The sequence below is a fragment of the Neobacillus rhizophilus genome, assembly GCF_018343535.1.
GTDB classification, from domain to species: domain Bacteria; phylum Bacillota; class Bacilli; order Bacillales; family Cytobacillaceae; genus Neobacillus; species Neobacillus rhizophilus.
Genome location: NZ_JAGYPF010000002.1, coordinates 14,116 through 30,938 on the forward strand (window position 1 = coordinate 14,116; position 16,823 = coordinate 30,938).

Consider the following 16,823-nt stretch of genomic DNA (forward strand, 5'->3'; position numbering starts at 1 on the left):
TGAATAACTTTTTATTAACTAAAATGTGTTTTATTGTTATTCACATGTGGATAAGTTAAAATAATACAAGGTATTATCAAGTGTGGATAATTCAAGCCAGTTAACTGCAAAGGCTGGCTTTTTTGTGGTATTCTATTATTTTGAAACGAGATCGAAACTTTATATAAATATTGTAATGCTTGCGGGGTGAAAAAAATGGAGTTTGATACAATTGCGGCCATATCGACACCAATGGGAGAGGGAGCCATTGCAATTGTCCGATTGAGCGGAAATGAGGCCGTTCCAATTGCAGATAAGCTATTTAGAAGTGTCAGCGGAAAGAAATTGGCGGAAATGTCCTCCCATACGATTCATTATGGTCATATCATTGATCCAAAAAGCGGCCAAGTGGCTGAAGAGGTTATGATCTCTTTGATGAAGGGCCCGAAAACTTTTACAAAAGAAGATGTAGTTGAAATTAACTGCCACGGTGGACTCGTGTCCGTTAATCGGGTGCTGCAGCTTGTCTTAAATGGCGGCGCGAGACTTGCCGAACCAGGAGAATTCACGAAACGTGCTTTTCTAAATGGACGGATTGATTTATCCCAGGCGGAAGCAGTCATTGATTTAATCCGGGCAAAAACTGACCGGGCGATGAATGTCGCCTTAGGACAAATGGAAGGGCGTCTTTCCAAGTTGATTCGCCGGTTAAGACAGGAGATTCTTGAGATTCTAGCCCACATTGAAGTGAATATTGACTACCCTGAATATGATGATGTAGAAGAAATGACACATACAATGCTTTTGCCGAAGGCTCATTATGTAAGGGAAGAATTAAATAAACTGTTGCAAACCTCCCAGCAGGGAAAGATTTTACGTGAAGGGTTGTCGACAGTAATTGTCGGCCGGCCTAATGTTGGAAAATCCTCTTTATTGAATAGTCTTGTTCAAGAGAATAAAGCAATTGTCACAGATATCCCAGGGACAACACGGGACGTTATCGAGGAGTATGTGAATGTCCGCGGTGTGCCGCTAAGGTTATTGGATACAGCTGGTATCAGGGAAACGGAAGATATCGTTGAACGGATTGGCGTCGAGCGTTCCCGCCAGGTTTTGAAAGAGGCGGACCTTATTTTGCTGGTGTTAAACTATTCCGATCAACTGACAAAAGAGGATGAAAACCTCTTTGAAGCGGTAAACGGAATGGATGTAATTGTGATTGTCAACAAAACGGACCTGCCACAGCAAATTGATATGGACCGGGTTAAGGAATTGGCAAAAGACCATAAGGTAGTTACGACATCTCTATTGGAAGACCGCGGTGTTGATGAACTGGAGGAAGCAATCTCCGCTTTATTCTTTGCCGGTTCAATTGAAGCGAAGGATGCCACTTACGTTTCTAACACTCGCCATATAGCGCTGTTGAATCAAAGTTCACGGGCCATAGAGGAAGCGATTGAAGGTGTGGAAATTGGGACGCCTATCGATATTGTGCAAATTGATTTAACAAGAACATGGGAGCTGCTCGGGGAAATTATCGGCGACAGCGTCCATGAAAGTCTGATTGACCAGTTATTCTCGCAGTTCTGCTTAGGAAAGTAAGACCGCAGTGCGGCGATGCGGCTAGTATAAAAAATAGAGTAATTTTTCCGTTTGAAAAACGGAAAAGGAGGAAAACCATGCAATACGAAGCAGGAAATTACGACGTCATTGTCGTTGGGGCCGGTCACGCCGGCTGTGAGGCGGGCCTTGCGGCGGCAAGACTGGGTGCGAAAACCTTAATGATTACCATCAATCTTGATATGGTGGCATTCATGCCATGTAACCCTTCAGTGGGAGGGCCGGCAAAAGGTATCGTGGTCCGGGAAATTGATGCACTTGGCGGGGAAATGGCCAAGAATATCGATAAAACCCTTATTCAAATCAGAATGCTGAACACAGGTAAAGGTCCAGCAGTCCGTGCGCTCAGAGCCCAGGCCGATAAATTTGCCTACCAGCATGAAATGAAAAAGACCTTGGAAGAGGAAACAAACTTAACCTTAATTCAGGGCATGGTTGAGCAATTGATTGTCGAAGATGGAATTTGCACAGGTGTGGTTACCAAAACAGGTGCAGTATACCGTTCGAAAACCGTTGTTATTACAACAGGGACATTCCTTCGCGGTGAAATTATCATTGGTGAATTAAAATACTCCAGCGGCCCGAACAACCAGCAGCCATCCATTAAGCTTTCAGAGCATTTAGAACAGCTCGGCTTTGAGTTGGTCCGCTTTAAAACAGGAACACCGCCACGAGTAAACAGCAACACCATTGATTACAGCAAAACGGAGATTCAGCCTGGCGACGAAGAGCCGAGGGCATTCTCTTATGAAACAACAAAATACATTACCGATCAGCTCCCATGCTGGTTAACCTATACAAATGATCAAACACATTCTATCATTGACCAAAATCTTCATCGTTCACCGATGTTCTCAGGAATGATCAAAGGAACAGGTCCGCGTTATTGCCCATCCATCGAAGACAAAGTGGTCCGCTTTAACGACAAGCCGCGCCATCAAATTTTCCTGGAGCCGGAAGGAAGAAATACAAAGGAAGTTTATGTACAGGGATTATCGACAAGTCTTCCTGAGGATGTGCAGCAGCAAATCATTAAAACCGTCCCAGGACTTGAAAACGCCCAAATGATGCGGGCTGGTTATGCAATTGAGTATGATGCCATCGTTCCAACACAGCTTTGGCCGACTTTAGAGACAAAGGTTGTAAAAAATCTTTATACTGCTGGGCAAATTAATGGAACATCAGGCTATGAAGAAGCAGCAGGACAAGGTTTAATGGCAGGGATTAATGCAGGTTTAAATGCACTTGGCCGTGAAGAACTTGTGCTAAGCCGATCCGATGCTTATATTGGTGTGTTAATTGACGACTTAATTACTAAAGGAACAAATGAACCATACCGCTTGTTGACATCACGGGCAGAATACCGCTTGTTGCTGCGTCATGATAATGCCGATTTGCGGTTAACCGAAATAGGGCACAAAATTGGCATGGTTCGCGAAGAACGGTATCAAGTATTTTTAGCTAAAAAGGCAGCTGTTGAAGCAGAAAAGGAAAGATTGCGTTCTGTTATTTTAAAACCTTCTGCCGAAGTCCAAGAATTAATCAGAAACATAGGCGGCAGTGAATTAAAAGATGGTATCAGAGCCTCCGATTTATTGAAAAGACCGGAAATGACGTATGAACTGCTTGAGACATTGACGAAGTCAGAAGTTCCTATAGATGATGAAGTCAAGGAACAGGTGGAAATCCAAATTAAGTACGAAGGCTATATTGAAAAATCATTGCAGCAGGTTGAGCGGTTAAAGAAAATGGAAGATAAGAAGATACCAGAAAATATCGACTATGATGCCATTAGTGGGTTAGCGACAGAAGCAAAGCAAAAGCTGAAGAAAATCAGGCCGTTAACACTCGCTCAGGCTTCCAGAATTTCCGGGGTAAATCCGGCGGATATTTCTATTTTGCTTGTTTATTTGGAACAAGGACGGATCGCCAGAATCGCCAATGAATAATGGAGTGAGGAAGAAACTTTTATGAATATCGAACAATTCGAAACAAGTTTAAAGGAAAAAGGAATTGCCCTAAACAGCACCCAGCTTGGCCAGTTTGAAAAGTATTACGAAACGCTGGTTGAGTGGAATGAAAAAATGAACTTAACGGCAATAACGGAAAAAGGCGAAGTCTATTTAAAGCATTTTTACGATTCAATTTCAGCAGCGTTTTATTTCGACTTTACCAAACCATTTCGCCTTTGTGATGTTGGGGCAGGTGCAGGATTTCCAAGCATTCCGTTGAAAATTGCCTTTCCGCATATCGATGTAACGATTGTTGACTCTCTAAATAAGCGAATCACATTTTTAAATCACTTGGCCACGACATTAAATTTGGAAAAGGTTCAATTCGTCCATGACCGTGCGGAAACGTTTGGTGTCAATCCAAACTATCGGGAAAGCTTTGATGTGGTGACAGCGAGGGCGGTTGCCAGAATGTCTGTGTTAAGTGAGCTTTGCCTTCCGCTTGTCAAAGTCGGCGGTCACTTCCTGGCATTAAAAGCGGTCAACGCAGAGGAAGAATTAAAGACGGGTCAAAAAGCAATTACAGCACTTGGCGGCAAACTCCTCAACTCTCACACCTTTAACCTGCCAATTGAGGAATTCGACAGAACGATCATCATCATTAAGAAAGAAAAACAAACGCCAAAAAAATATCCGCGTAAGCCGGGTGTTCCTGGAAAGACCCCAATTGAATAGGTGAATTTGAAGGTTCGGATGGGATTGGATATTTCTTAGGGCTGACAATTTTGCGATAAAAATGATATCCTAGGCAGGAAGAATGTATCGACATAGAGAATAAGTAAAAGGGAGTTTTTCGTAAAGGTGGTGTCGGGGATGAAAAATTCATTTACACGCTTTTTTGGCTTTGCTGATAAGGGAGAACAAACTGTTGAGCTTGAAGAAGAGCTGAATATAGAGAGAAACGAAGAAATTAAGAAAATACCGATAGACCAAATTGTTCCTAACCGATTTCAGCCGCGAACAGTTTTTGATGAAGAGAAAATTGAGGAATTATCCAGAACCATTCATACACATGGTATTATACAGCCGATTGTTGTAAGAGAGTTTGCTTCCGGCCAATATGAAATTATCGCTGGGGAACGCCGCTGGCGGGCGATGAAGAAATTAGGTTGGGATGAAGCTCCGGCTATTGTAAAAAATTTAAACGATTCGCAAACCGCTTCCGTTGCTCTTATTGAAAACCTTCAGCGGGAAGAGCTGTCGCCGATTGAAGAGGCGATTGCTTATAGCAAGCTGCTTGAGCTTCATAACCTCACACAGGAGGCTTTGGCTCAACGCCTTGGCAAGGGGCAGTCAACCGTTGCCAACAAGCTGCGTCTTCTTAAATTATCTCAGCCCATTCAGGATGCTTTATTAAATAAGACGATTACTGAGCGCCATGCCCGCGCCCTTATTCCGCTTAAGGATCCAGAAAAGCAAGTGGCTATGCTTACAGAAATAATCGAGAGAAACTTGAACGTTAAACAGACGGAAGACCGGGTCTTCAAACTGCTAGAGGAAAAAAATGAAAAGCCGAAAGCGAAGCGGAAGGCTTTCAGCAAAGATATGCGAATTGCTGTCAATACTATCCGCCAATCGTTAACAATGGTTTCTGACAGTGGAATTAACCTGAATTCTGAAGAAGAGGAATTTGAGGATTTCTATCAATTTACAATTCGCATTCCCAAGAAAAAATAATATAAACTAAAATGAAAAGAACCAGACAATTTTCTGTTTGGTTCTTTTTATTTTTACAAAAATCCCCACTATCATTAAAAAATATACTATTTAGGGAAAATATGTATCAGTTCCGGCTGTATTATTTTTTGAAAAAAAACAAAATCTGCCGAAATTCATGATAAAATAAGAGAATGGACTTTCCATATCATTTGGTGGATAATGTCAAAATAAGGGTATTTTAATAGAATATGAGATTGAAATTTTGGGAGAATTAAAGGGTAGGTGACATCGTGGGTAAAATCCTTGCAATCGCGAATCAGAAAGGCGGAGTCGGTAAAACGACTACTTCTGTCAACCTGGGCGCCTGCTTAGCACATATAGGAAAACGGGTCTTATTAGTAGATATTGACCCGCAAGGAAATGCAACTAGCGGAATTGGTATTGAAAAAGCAGAAGTCGACCAGTGTATATACGATGTTTTAGTAGATGATGTGGAAGCGAAGGAAGTCATTAAGCCGACAGCCGTGGAAAATTTATACGCTATCCCGGCCACAATCCAGCTTGCAGGAGCTGAAATTGAATTGGTGCCGACCATTTCCAGAGAGGTTCGTTTAAAACGAGCTTTGGAAGAGGTGAAAGATCAATTTGATTATGTAATCATCGATTGTCCGCCATCATTAGGTTTATTGACGATTAATGCTTTAACAGCATCTGATGCCGTGCTAATCCCTGTGCAGTGTGAATATTATGCCTTGGAGGGATTAAGTCAATTATTGAACACGGTAAGGCTGGTGCAAAAGCACTTGAATCAAGATCTAAAAATCGAAGGCGTATTATTAACAATGCTCGATGCAAGAACTAATCTTGGCATCCAGGTCATTGAGGAAGTGAAGAAGTATTTCCAGGATAAAGTGTATAAAACCATTATTCCAAGAAACGTTCGTCTAAGTGAGGCTCCAAGCCATGGGGAACCAATCATTAATTATGATGCCAGGTCCCGGGGCGCTGAAGTATATTTAGATTTAGCAAAGGAAGTGGTCTCGCATGGCTAAGGGCTTAGGAAAAGGCCTGAATGCATTTTTTACAATGGAAGCTGGCAAAGAGGAGACAATCCAAGAAATTAAACTAAAGGATTTACGTCCAAACCCCTACCAGCCTCGCAAGCATTTCCAACCAGAAGCCATTGAAGAATTGAAAGCTTCCATTTTAGAACATGGAATCCTGCAGCCGATTATTGTAAGAAAAAGTATAAAGGGCTTTGAAATTGTGGTAGGGGAACGCAGGTTTAGGGCTGCAAAAGAAGCAAAGCTTGAAACCGTCCCAGCTGTAGTGCGAGAGCTTTCCGAGCAGCAAATGATGGAATTGGCCGTCCTTGAAAACCTTCAGCGGGAGGATTTAAATCCAATTGAAGAAGGACAAGCCTACAACAACCTGATGGAAAAGCTGAAATTGACCCAGGAAGAAGTAGCCAAACGTCTTGGAAAAAGCCGGCCGCATGTAGCTAACCATATTCGTCTATTGTCCCTGCCACCAAACATTCAAGCGTTGATTTCTGAAGGGAAAATAACGATGGGACATGGCCGTGCTTTACTTGGTCTTCGCCAAAAAGCGAAGCTTTCAGCAGTAGTCGAAAAGGTGATCAAGGAATCATTAAATGTGCGCCAGCTTGAAAAACTGATTCAGCAGCTAAATGAAAATGTTCCACGTGAAACAAAAAATCCAGATAAGAAAAAGGATGTCTTTATCAAAGAACGGGAGCATTCATTAAGGGAACGGTTTGGAACATCAGTGCACATTAAACAAAACAAGAATAAAGGGAAAATTGAAATTGAATTTTTCTCCCAGGAGGATTTGGAACGAATTCTATCGCTTTTGGGACCGGATGATACAGAATAAGCCATCTTCGGGATGGTTTATTTTTTTAGAGATTCCTTTTCATAAAAGAGAAAAAAGGTGAGGACAGCATGTTTTTATTAGGCACACTAGTGAATGGATTGTTAATTGTTGTTGGTACCCTTCTGGGTAAGTTATTAAACCGCATTCCGGAAAGCATGAAAACAACCGTCATGTATGCAATTGGCTTATCGGTCATGGTTTTGGGCTTACAGATGGGTTTAAAAAGTGAAAATTTCCTAATTGTGATTATCAGCCTTGTTGTAGGGGCGGTGTTTGGCGAGCTACTAAAACTTGAAGAAAAGCTAAATGACCTTGGGGGCTGGCTGGAAAATAAGGTTGGCTCAAACGGAAAGGGCAGTATTGCCGAAGGCTTTGTCACAGCTACGTTAATTTTTGTAATCGGCGCCATGGCCATTATCGGGGCACTTGACAGCGGGATCCGCGGCGACCATGATGTTCTTTATACAAAGGCCTTAATCGATGGTTTTACCGCCTTAATCTTAACTACGACGTTGGGAATAGGCGTTATTTTTTCTGCTATTCCAGTCGTGCTGTATCAAGGATTGATTGCCTTATTTGCCACTCAAATCGACCGATTTGTCCCCCAGGCCTTAATGGACCAGTTTATTGTCGAAATGACTGCAGTAGGCGGTATCATGATTTTTGCAATCGGGATAAATCTTACGGGCTTAACCAAAATAAAAGTCGCCAACCTCCTCCCTGCCATACTGGTGACTGGAGCGATTGTGACAATTTTATATAACTACCATCAATATTTATAAAGAAAAACTCGCCGATTGGCGAGCCCCTAAGGGCTGTTCATGAGGCGTAGTTGCACTTATGCGTTAAGAAAGTTTATACTTTCTTATTAGCTAAAATAAAAAGAGCAATGGACTGATTGATCCGTTGCTCTTAATTCGTTTTCTCTTCTTCTATCCATTCCAGGTTCGTCCAGCTTTGTTTATTGTACAAAAGGCCGGCCTGGTAAATTCCATTTGCAATGGTTTTAGCCATTTTCATAACTAAATTTAGACGGGTATTTTGCAATACATAAAACTCCATAAACCCACTGACATTCACGATTCCGGTAATATGAAGCTCGCCGACTGGCGGCAGCTCCTTATTCACCCCGGCCCCTGGTTTAACAGGACCTTGCCCCACCTGAATGGCACCAACATTTTTATTGCGGCCAAGGCAGGCATCTATACCGATAATATAGGGGTCTGAATGTAAGGTTTTTATTTCCTCCAGTCTATCTGCTAAATTAACAGCATGAACTGGCTCATCTAAAGTTCCATACACATAAAAGGATTCGAGCTTCTTCTCCTCCAATAACGTCCCAACAAGTGGCCCTAATGAATCTCCTGTTGAGCGGTCAGTACCAATACAAACAAAAACGATGGGACGGCTTGTTACTGACGGAATATGTTGAAGCAGTTCATCAGCTAAACTTTCAGCGGCATGCAGGTCATCATGCATGAACTGCGTCTTAGCCTTCCTGTCAAACATGAAAGCTTTCAGATTCATTAAGTCCACTCCCTAAATCTTTTCGCTCATCTGCCTTAACAGTATACGGAAAATTTTGAGAAACTATACATATTCAAACAGAAAAAGAAAAATTCAGATGGCTATTAACTCTTTTGAAAAATTGTTAAAATAGTAATGGCAGTTGTTAAGCTTAAAGGAAGGTGTCTTAATGAGTATTACAGAAAAAGGATTTAAAAAAATCATTGCCAAATTGCAAAATGAAGATACTTGGCTGAACCTTGGTGAAGGCCTTGTTAAAATCATTGCTATTATTATTGTTGCGCAATTATTAATTCGATTTGGCAAAGTAATGATTCATAACATATTTAAAATAAGAAACATTTCACCGCTTAGAACAAATGTCCGGCGTGAAGAAACACTGTCCAAGCTTCTGGATAATATTCTATCTTATGTGGTTTATTTTATTGCCTTCCTAACGATTCTTTCGGTTATGAACATTGATGTTAAGGCTCTGCTTGCAGGTGCAGGAATTGTTGGTTTAGCGGTAGGGTTTGGTGCACAAAGTTTAGTGAAAGATGTAATTACCGGATTCTTTATTATTTTTGAAGATCAGTTTTCAGTAGGAGACCATGTTAAGATTGGCCAGTTTGAAGGAAATGTCGAAACAATTGGTTTACGGACAACCAAAATTAAAAGTTGGACAGGCGAAGTTCATATTATCCCTAATGGAAGCATTTTAGAAGTAACGAATTTCTCGATAAATAATAGTGTGGCTGTTGTGGATATTGCCATCCCTTATAAAGAGGATATAGAAAAAGCACAGCGGGTAATTGAAGGCCTCTTGGAGACAATGCAGGAAAAGTATGATGAATTAGTGAAGAGTCCTGAACTCCTGGGTGTACAAAATCTTAGTCCAACAGAAGTGACGCTAAGAATTGTGGCTGAAACCCAACCGATGAAACACGCAGCACTGGCTAGGAATATTCGAAGAGATATCAAATTAGAATTAGATCAAAATGGAATTGATATTTCATATCCAAATATTGTCATGTTATCAAAAAATCCAGTTACTGGTGTTTAGAGGCAGGTGATTGAATTGGAAGAAAAAGAATTTGGGATTAATGATATTGTCGAGATGAAGAAGCAGCACCCATGCGGAACCAATCGCTGGAAAATCATTCGGATGGGAATGGATATCCGGATTAAATGCGAAGGCTGCGGGCATAGTGTTCTCATCCCAAGAAGGGAATTCTCCAGGAAAATGAAGAAGATTCTTGTGAAGCATGAAGGATAATATTTCATGCTTCTTTTTTTTATTAACGTGTATTATCCTTAATATTAAAGTTGAAATAGTAGATTCACAGTTTGGGGGTGGAGTAATTGGCTCAAACAGTTGTCAAGGCTGCGTGTCCATTGAACTGCTGGGATAGCTGCGGTTTAAAGGTTACTTTGGAAAATGACCGAGTGGTAAAGGTGGAAGGAGATCCAGACCATCCTATCACAAAGGGGAAGATTTGCGGCCGAGGCCGGATGCTTGAAACAAGAACGAATTCACCAGAAAGGCTCTTGCACCCTTTAAAAAAGATAAATGGCAAATTTGAGCAAATTTCCTGGGGGCAGGCTCTGGATGAAATAGCAACCAAATTGCACGATATAAAAGAACGTTTTGGAACAACGGCTGTGCTTCACAGCCATGACTATGCCAATAACGGCATTTTGAAGAATCTCGACCAGCGCTTTTTTAATTGTTATGGCGGCGTTACCGAACTTTATGGTTCCCTTTGCTGGGGCTCTGGAATCGAAGCGCAGAAGTGGGATTTCGGCAATGCCTGGAGCCATGAACCAAATGATATTATTAACAGTAAAAATATCATTATTTGGGGGAGAAATGCTGCTCGGACTAATATGCATTTTTACGAAAAGCTGTTGGAAGTGAAAAAGCAGGGCGCAAAGCTATATGTGATTGACCCGCTCTTTAACGCAACAGCAAAAATTGCTGATAAACATATAACGATAAAACCCGGGATGGATGGTATATTAGCCGCTGGAATTATTAAGGAAATGCTTCGTTTAGGGCTGGAAGATCGGAGTTTTATCGAGGACTTTACGTTTGGTTTTGCTGATTTAGTGAATCTTCTTGATGGAATCTCTATAGAAACCATCAGTGAAATGACGGAAGTTTCCCAAGAAAACATAACAGAGCTAGCACATCTTTATGCTGATAAACCAACAGCTACTTTTATGGGTCTTGGCCTGCAGCGGTACCAAAATGGCGGCAATACGATTCGCTTGATTGACGCCCTTGCTGCAGTAAGCGGGAATATCGGAATTCCGGGCGGCGGAGCCAACTATGCCAATCTTCAAGTTGGACAAAGCTTTGATTTTGAAGAATTGACGCTGCCAGGCCGCAGGAAAAATCATCGCTTATTTTCAATTATGAAACAGGCGGAAGGGATTTTGTCGGCGGTCAATCCAAAGATTAAAATGATTTTTGTTACATGTGGGAATCCGTTGACACAAGTTCCTGATTCAACCATCGTGGCAAAAGCATTTTCATCGGTTGAAACCTTGGTTGTAATGGAGCAATATATGACAGACACAGCCAAATTGGCTGACTATGTACTGCCTGTAACGACCGTCTTTGAGGAAGAGGATTTCTATTATTCATCGATGTACCATCATTATGTCAATTACGGACCGAAGATCGCCGCTGCACCCGGTGAAGCCAAACCGGATTTATGGATTTGGACCCAGTTAGCTGAACGGCTTGGTTTCGGTTCCGATTTTGATTTTTCACGTGACGAATGGCTGAAGATGACTTTAAGGTCATTAGAAGGCAAAGGCTTGAGCCTGGAAAAGTTAAAAGAACAGCATACGTTAGAGCTGCCTGTACAGAAAGTTCCTTGGCAGGACCGAAAGTTTCAAACGCCGTCAGGAAAATTTGAATTTACTTCCCTGACAGGGCGTGTAAAGGGTGCTGATGGTTTGTTGAAATTGGCAGTACCGGAAGAATCGAAATGGAAAAATCCAAACATAGCTGAAAAGTTCCCGTACAGCCTGCTGACGATTCATCCAATGCGCTCAAATCACTCACAGAACTATCATTTATTGGGAGGGAAAGTAAAATTAAAAGTGGAAGTCGCGCAAAATATCGCTGCTGCTCATGGTTTACAAACTGGTGATTTTGTAAAGGTATGGAATGACCGCGGCGAAGTAAAAGGCTATGTGTCCATTTTGGCGTCAGCCCACCCGGACACGATTAACATTGATGAGGGAATATGGAAGGAATTTGGCGGTTCCGTCAATAACCTGACCTCAAGCCATGAATCAGATAATGGGCTGGGAAGCACTTTATACGACTGTCTTGTTGCGATAGAAAAAATATAAGATGAAAAGGGGCCCCATTAAATGGTTAGGCCCCTTTTTAAAACTTGTTTTCTGTTCTGTTTAGCTAATAAGAAAGTATAAATTCAACTAGTACTCTGTCTTCGTCCTAACGGACTCGCCAATCGGCAAGTTTTCATTTATATTGCGGAATCTCTAAAATGAGCTTATAAGAAACAAGCAAACTATATAAATTATGAATCTGGAAAACTTGCTTTGCCGCCCAGCCAATATCAGAAGCATACTGATGGGAGGCCGATCCTTTTGCTGCAGCAGAACCCGGATTCCATCTCATTTTATAAAGTGTATCCTGACCTGCATTAATATAGCCATTGGCAATAAATTGTGCTCCGCCAATAATGGCTGCTTCAGGAGTAAACCATCCGGCATTATAGGCAAATTGGGCACCGCTTTCTAAAGCGGTATTATCGTAAGCGCCGATTCCATACATATTGTAAACGGTTTTTCCATTCACCACTACGCCAGACGCTAACTTGGATGTGCCATTACTTGTTTCCAATAAGGCATGGGAAATTAAATAAATTTCATTGATTCCGTAAGTTTGGCCTGCAGTAATAAAAGCTGAGGCGGTTCCCTGTAAAATCCCTTTTCCGGACAGGATTCTTTGGTTTACCTCTTCTGCATTAAGATTGGCTGTTGCAGAAAGCTTTAAAAATTGAAGGGAATCAACTGTTGTACTTAAGAAATTATTTGGATTCACATAATAGCTGACGTCTTCCGGACTAGCATTTACCCATGATTTATTATAGACGACTTGGTACCAGTCAAATCCGTCAGTGCCTGTTACTTTGCCAAGTATTTGCAGTTGCTCTTGACTTTTCACTTGGGCGATTGTCCAAAAGTCTGTACCGGCGCCGCCGCGTACGTTCCAAACCGTACCATTAACAATCCCGCTTGAAGGACTGGTTAAGGTTAGCGCATCAGCGCGGATGTAGGCCGCGTATTTCTTGTCTGTCTGCGGATTCACTGCCATTTCCAGCTTTACCATGTCCGCCAGGCTGATGTTGTAGTTTTCATAAACCTTTTCAATGTTGCTGTTGGTTACATTTGGATTAAATGGTTCTGATGCAGATAAATACTGTGCACTTACATAACCTGTTTTTCCATTTGCTGTTACCTTTGCCCAGCCATTTTCTTCAGAATTGACTGTTACAATGGTCCCTCTAGCCAGCTTCGTCAAGACAGAAGCTGTTGTGGAAGCCTCTGCACGCATATTTAAGCTGGAGCCGTATACGACGTTTACATATTTCTCCACTATTGCTGTGTCTTTTTGCTCTGTATTGTTCTCAGCAGGAGAATCAGTACCGGCTGCAGGCTTTGTTTCTGATAAGTACTGCGGGTCGACATAGCCTATTTGCCCATATGCTTCAATCTTGGCCCAGCCGTTTTCTTCTGAAAGAACCGTTACCTCTGTACCGCGGGCTAGCTTTACCAATATAGATGCATCTGCTGCGGCGCTTTTCAGCATATTTAAGGGGGAGTCGTAGCTGACGTTTACAAACTTGGTCACAGGTATGGGTTCTTCTTTTTTGGTTTCAGTAGTTGAGCCCGCTTTTGCGGGGGCAAGATATTCAGAACTGACATACCCTTCCTGCCCATTTACCATAATCTTCGCCCAGCCATTTTCTTCAGAATAGACAGTTACCTCAGTTTCGTTAGTCAGTTTTGTGAGAATGGCAGAACCAGAGGATGGGCTTTTTCGAACATTCAATTTTGAAGCAGAATCGATATTCACATATTTCGTTGCAGCCGACTGTGGGGCCGGAGTTGGAACGCTGCTACTTTCAGAAGACTTGTCTGCCAAATAGGCTGAACTGACATAACCAGACTTTCCGTTTACCTCAATTTTGGCCCAGCCGTTCGTTACAGAAAAAAACTTCACCTCTGTGCCCTTTGAGAGTTTCGCAATAATGGAGTCGCTCGTTGACGTACCACTCCGCATATTAAGTGAGCCGCTTTCAATATTCACATATTTCGTTGCAGCCGGCTGTGGAGCCGGTGCTGTTACGCTGCTGCTTTCAGAAGGCTTGTCCACCAAATAGGCAGAACTGACATAACCAGTTTTCCCGTTTACCTCAATTTTGGCCCAGCCGTTCGTTGCTGAAAAAAACTTCACCTCTGTGCCCTTAGTGAGCTTCGCGATTATGGAGTCACTCGTTGATGCACCACTTCTCATATTAAGTGAGCCGCTTACGATATTCACGTATTTCGTTGCTGCTGGCTGTGGAGCTGGTGTAGTAACGTTGCTGCTTTCTGAGGTCTTGTCCGCCAAATAGGCTGAACTGACATAACCAGTTTTTCCGTTTACCTCAATTTTGGCCCAGCCGTTCGTTACAGAAAAAAACTTCACCTCTGTGCCCTTTGAGAGTTTCGCAATAATGGAGTCGCTCGTTGACGTACCACTCCGCATATTAAGTGAGCCGCTTTCAATATTCACATATTTCGTTGCCGATGCTGCAGTTGGTGTTGGTCCTGGCGGTACAGCTGCTGATGAAGAATTTTGATTTGATAAAAATTGTGAGCTTACATATCCGCTTTTTCCGCTGGCTGTAACCATAGCCCAGCCATTCACTTCGGAGTAAACCGTTACAGCCGTACCTTTTGGTAATGCGGCAAGTACAGCTGAACTTGTAGAAGCACTTTTTCGCAGATTAAGTGAGCCGATATCAACATTTACATACCTTGTTATGGCTGATTGAATATTACTTGTTTGTGTCGAATTGGATTCAGCAAAGACGGCTTCTTCGAAGGCCGCCGCTGACAGAACCGCAAAACAAAACGTCGGCAATATTGCCTTTTTTACAACACTAGGTTGGGGATGGGAATTTTTGTACTTTTCTACTCTGCTTGGTAATAGCTCTTGTTTTTCCATTTCTCCTCCCTATAACTCATAAATATGTGTTTTTTTCCTAATGTTAAGGAAAAAGTAATAGATTTATATTAAATTTTACCATATTTGCTAATTTAGTAGAGAAATTTAAGGGAAATTGTTGCAATAAAACGGTGTTTTTTTCTAATTTTCTTAGATTATGAGGTTTTATGTCGTGTACTTCAGTCAGGAAAGGTCCATTCTTGTCTTTTTACAAACAAATGCCTATAATGGTGAAAGGCTTGTAATTTTTAGGACGAATTAAATTGAAATAGATATTCTATCTTGAGGAGTGAACGCGAATGGCTTTAACAGCGGGTATTGTGGGGCTACCAAACGTGGGCAAGTCCACATTATTTAATGCAATTACCCAGGCGGGAGCGGAATCGGCAAACTATCCCTTCTGCACAATTGACCCTAACGTTGGGATTGTAGAGGTACCGGACTATCGTTTGCAAAAATTAACGGAGCTTGTTCAGCCGAAAAAGACAGTTCCGACAGCGTTTGAATTTACCGATATTGCTGGGATTGTTAAAGGCGCCAGCAAGGGGGAAGGATTAGGGAACAAATTCCTTTCTCATATTCGTGAAGTGGACGCGATCTGCCAAGTGGTTCGCTGCTTTGCTGACGAAAATATTACCCATGTATCGGGTAAGGTTGACCCGATTTCTGATATCGAGACCATCAACTTGGAATTAATTCTTGCTGATATGGAATCGGTGGAAAAACGTATTGGCCGTGCGGAAAAATTGGCCAAGCAAAAGGATAAAGATTCTGCGGCAGAGTTTGAAGTGCTAGCAATGCTCCGCGACGCTTTTGAAACAGAAAAACCTGCAAGGTCCGTTGAATTTACAGAAGAGCAATTAAAAGTAGTTAAACACCTCCATCTTCTGACTATTAAACCGGTCCTTTACGTAGCTAACGTCAGTGAAGATGATGTTGCTGACCCGTCCGGAAATGAATATGTCCAAAAGGTCCGGGAATATGCGGCTAAAGAAAATGCTGAAGTCATTGTCGTCTGTGCGAAAATCGAAGAGGAAATCGCCGAGCTTGAAGGCGAAGAAAAGCAAATGTTCCTCGAGGAGCTTGGAATTGAAGAATCTGGGCTTGACCAATTAATCCGAGCTGCCTACAGTTTGCTTGGTTTAGCTACGTATTTTACTGCCGGTGTGCAGGAGGTCCGTGCCTGGACCTTTAGAAAAGGAATGAAGGCTCCTCAGTGTGCAGGGGTCATCCACTCTGATTTTGAGCGTGGCTTTATCCGTGCAGAAACTGTTTCCTTTGATGACTTAGTGGCTGCCGGAAATTATAATGCCGCAAAAGAAGCAGGCAAAGTCCGATTAGAAGGTAAAGAATACGAAGTAAAAGACGGAGACGTCATGCACTTCCGTTTTAACGTATAATTCAGAGGCTGACAGGTGTCAGCCTTTCTTCATTTCTTATAAAGATTATGGCATTCATGTGAAGGGAATTGCATTTGTCGTTCTATTGTGCTATAATTTCAACTTGTGAGTAATGAATAATTGCTCCTTGCCCATATTCGGGCCGTTTTAGACCAAAAGGAGGTGACTGTGATGAACAAGTACGAAATCATGTACATCATCCGTCCAAACATTGAAGATGAAGCAAAAAAAGCTCTTGTAGAGCGTTTCAACAACATTCTTCTTGATAATGGCGCGGAAGCTGCTGAATCGAAGGATTGGGGTAAACGCCGTCTTGCTTACGAAATCAATGATTTCCGTGACGGATACTACCAAATCGTTAAGACAACATCTTCGTCTGCTGCAGTTCAAGAATTTGCACGTCTTGCAAAGATCAACGAAGATATCATTCGTCATATCGTAATTAAAGAAGAAGAGTAAAATATATAAATATTTCTGGTAAAAAATGTTTCA

General features: G+C 42.0%; 14 protein-coding genes. 12 read left to right on the forward strand and 2 right to left on the reverse strand.

Translation table 11 applies throughout. The annotated features are described in order from the left end of the window. The first annotated feature begins 195 nt into the window (after positions 1 to 195). The 7 genes from mnmE (at position 196) to KHA99_RS08095 (ending at position 7,948) form a co-directional block, all read left to right on the forward strand. Positions 196 to 1,581 (forward strand): tRNA uridine-5-carboxymethylaminomethyl(34) synthesis GTPase MnmE, encoded by a 1,386-nt coding sequence (gene mnmE, locus KHA99_RS08065; protein WP_213116956.1) that lies wholly within the window; start codon positions 196 to 198, stop codon positions 1,579 to 1,581. 77 nt (positions 1,582 to 1,658) lie between these two features. Then, the gene (gene mnmG / locus KHA99_RS08070) at positions 1,659 to 3,548 is read left to right on the forward strand and encodes a tRNA uridine-5-carboxymethylaminomethyl(34) synthesis enzyme MnmG (protein WP_213116957.1); all 1,890 of its coding nucleotides are present in this window, start codon (positions 1,659 to 1,661) and stop codon (positions 3,546 to 3,548) included. 21 nt (positions 3,549 to 3,569) lie between these two features. Next, positions 3,570 to 4,286 (forward strand): 16S rRNA (guanine(527)-N(7))-methyltransferase RsmG, encoded by a 717-nt coding sequence (rsmG, locus tag KHA99_RS08075; protein WP_213116958.1) that lies wholly within the window; start codon positions 3,570 to 3,572, stop codon positions 4,284 to 4,286. A gap of 138 nt (positions 4,287 to 4,424) precedes the next feature. Next, positions 4,425 to 5,288 (forward strand): nucleoid occlusion protein, encoded by an 864-nt coding sequence (noc, locus tag KHA99_RS08080; protein ID WP_213116959.1) that lies wholly within the window; start codon positions 4,425 to 4,427, stop codon positions 5,286 to 5,288. 272 nt (positions 5,289 to 5,560) lie between these two features. Then, positions 5,561 to 6,322 carry a ParA family protein gene (locus KHA99_RS08085; RefSeq protein ID WP_213116960.1) on the forward strand — a complete coding sequence of 254 codons (762 nt, stop codon included), beginning with the start codon at positions 5,561 to 5,563 and terminating at the stop codon, positions 6,320 to 6,322. Next, positions 6,315 to 7,166, forward strand: coding sequence for a ParB/RepB/Spo0J family partition protein (locus KHA99_RS08090; protein ID WP_213116961.1), 852 nt, complete (start codon positions 6,315 to 6,317; stop codon positions 7,164 to 7,166). The genes KHA99_RS08085 and KHA99_RS08090 overlap by 8 nt, the downstream gene beginning before the upstream one ends. A gap of 68 nt (positions 7,167 to 7,234) precedes the next feature. Further along, positions 7,235 to 7,948 carry a DUF554 domain-containing protein gene (locus KHA99_RS08095; RefSeq protein WP_213116962.1) on the forward strand — a complete coding sequence of 238 codons (714 nt, stop codon included), beginning with the start codon at positions 7,235 to 7,237 and terminating at the stop codon, positions 7,946 to 7,948. A gap of 130 nt (positions 7,949 to 8,078) precedes the next feature. On the opposite strand, the gene yyaC is transcribed toward KHA99_RS08095, so the two are convergent. Next, entirely contained in the window at positions 8,079 to 8,693 is a 615-nt protein-coding gene (gene yyaC, locus KHA99_RS08100; RefSeq protein ID WP_213116963.1) for a spore protease YyaC, read from the reverse strand. A gap of 169 nt (positions 8,694 to 8,862) precedes the next feature. Here yyaC and KHA99_RS08105 point away from each other — a divergent pair, with 169 nt between their 5' ends. The 3 genes from KHA99_RS08105 to KHA99_RS08115 all read left to right on the forward strand — a co-directional run bounded on the left by KHA99_RS08105 (position 8,863) and on the right by KHA99_RS08115 (position 12,041). Beyond that, complete coding sequence (locus tag KHA99_RS08105; protein WP_213116964.1) at positions 8,863 to 9,735, forward strand: mechanosensitive ion channel family protein; 873 nt, start codon at positions 8,863 to 8,865, stop codon at positions 9,733 to 9,735. A gap of 15 nt (positions 9,736 to 9,750) precedes the next feature. Continuing rightward, positions 9,751 to 9,948, forward strand: coding sequence for a DUF951 domain-containing protein (locus tag KHA99_RS08110; RefSeq protein WP_213116965.1), 198 nt, complete (start codon positions 9,751 to 9,753; stop codon positions 9,946 to 9,948). A gap of 86 nt (positions 9,949 to 10,034) precedes the next feature. Continuing rightward, positions 10,035 to 12,041 (forward strand): molybdopterin-dependent oxidoreductase, encoded by a 2,007-nt coding sequence (locus tag KHA99_RS08115; RefSeq protein ID WP_213116966.1) that lies wholly within the window; start codon positions 10,035 to 10,037, stop codon positions 12,039 to 12,041. Between the two features lie 133 nt (positions 12,042 to 12,174). On the opposite strand, the gene KHA99_RS08120 is transcribed toward KHA99_RS08115, so the two are convergent. After that, the gene (locus tag KHA99_RS08120; protein WP_213116967.1) at positions 12,175 to 14,931 is read right to left on the reverse strand and encodes an SH3 domain-containing protein; all 2,757 of its coding nucleotides are present in this window, start codon (positions 14,929 to 14,931) and stop codon (positions 12,175 to 12,177) included. Positions 14,932 to 15,230: 299 nt separating this feature from the next. On the opposite strand from KHA99_RS08120, the gene ychF reads away from it, so the two are divergent. Next, positions 15,231 to 16,331, forward strand: coding sequence for a redox-regulated ATPase YchF (ychF, locus tag KHA99_RS08125; RefSeq protein ID WP_213116968.1), 1,101 nt, complete (start codon positions 15,231 to 15,233; stop codon positions 16,329 to 16,331). Between the two features lie 171 nt (positions 16,332 to 16,502). After that, positions 16,503 to 16,790 carry a 30S ribosomal protein S6 gene (rpsF, locus tag KHA99_RS08130; RefSeq protein WP_213116969.1) on the forward strand — a complete coding sequence of 96 codons (288 nt, stop codon included), beginning with the start codon at positions 16,503 to 16,505 and terminating at the stop codon, positions 16,788 to 16,790. Positions 16,791 to 16,823: the final 33 nt, after the last annotated feature.

Excerpts from the sequence above, each read along its gene's own strand:
- mnmE (WP_213116956.1), top strand. The coding sequence starts at position 196 with ATGGAGTTTGATACAATTGCGGCCATATCGACACCAATGGGAGAGGGA.
- mnmG (WP_213116957.1), top strand. The coding sequence starts at position 1,659 with ATGCAATACGAAGCAGGAAATTACGACGTCATTGTCGTTGGGGCCGGT.
- rsmG (WP_213116958.1), top strand. The coding sequence starts at position 3,570 with ATGAATATCGAACAATTCGAAACAAGTTTAAAGGAAAAAGGAATTGCC.
- noc (WP_213116959.1), top strand. The coding sequence starts at position 4,425 with ATGAAAAATTCATTTACACGCTTTTTTGGCTTTGCTGATAAGGGAGAA.
- KHA99_RS08090 (WP_213116961.1), top strand. The coding sequence starts at position 6,315 with ATGGCTAAGGGCTTAGGAAAAGGCCTGAATGCATTTTTTACAATGGAA.
- KHA99_RS08095 (WP_213116962.1), top strand. The coding sequence starts at position 7,235 with ATGTTTTTATTAGGCACACTAGTGAATGGATTGTTAATTGTTGTTGGT.
- yyaC (WP_213116963.1), bottom strand. The coding sequence starts at position 8,693 with ATGAATCTGAAAGCTTTCATGTTTGACAGGAAGGCTAAGACGCAGTTC.
- KHA99_RS08105 (WP_213116964.1), top strand. The coding sequence starts at position 8,863 with ATGAGTATTACAGAAAAAGGATTTAAAAAAATCATTGCCAAATTGCAA.
- KHA99_RS08120 (WP_213116967.1), bottom strand. The coding sequence starts at position 14,931 with ATGGAAAAACAAGAGCTATTACCAAGCAGAGTAGAAAAGTACAAAAAT.
- ychF (WP_213116968.1), top strand. The coding sequence starts at position 15,231 with ATGGCTTTAACAGCGGGTATTGTGGGGCTACCAAACGTGGGCAAGTCC.
- rpsF (WP_213116969.1), top strand. The coding sequence starts at position 16,503 with ATGAACAAGTACGAAATCATGTACATCATCCGTCCAAACATTGAAGAT.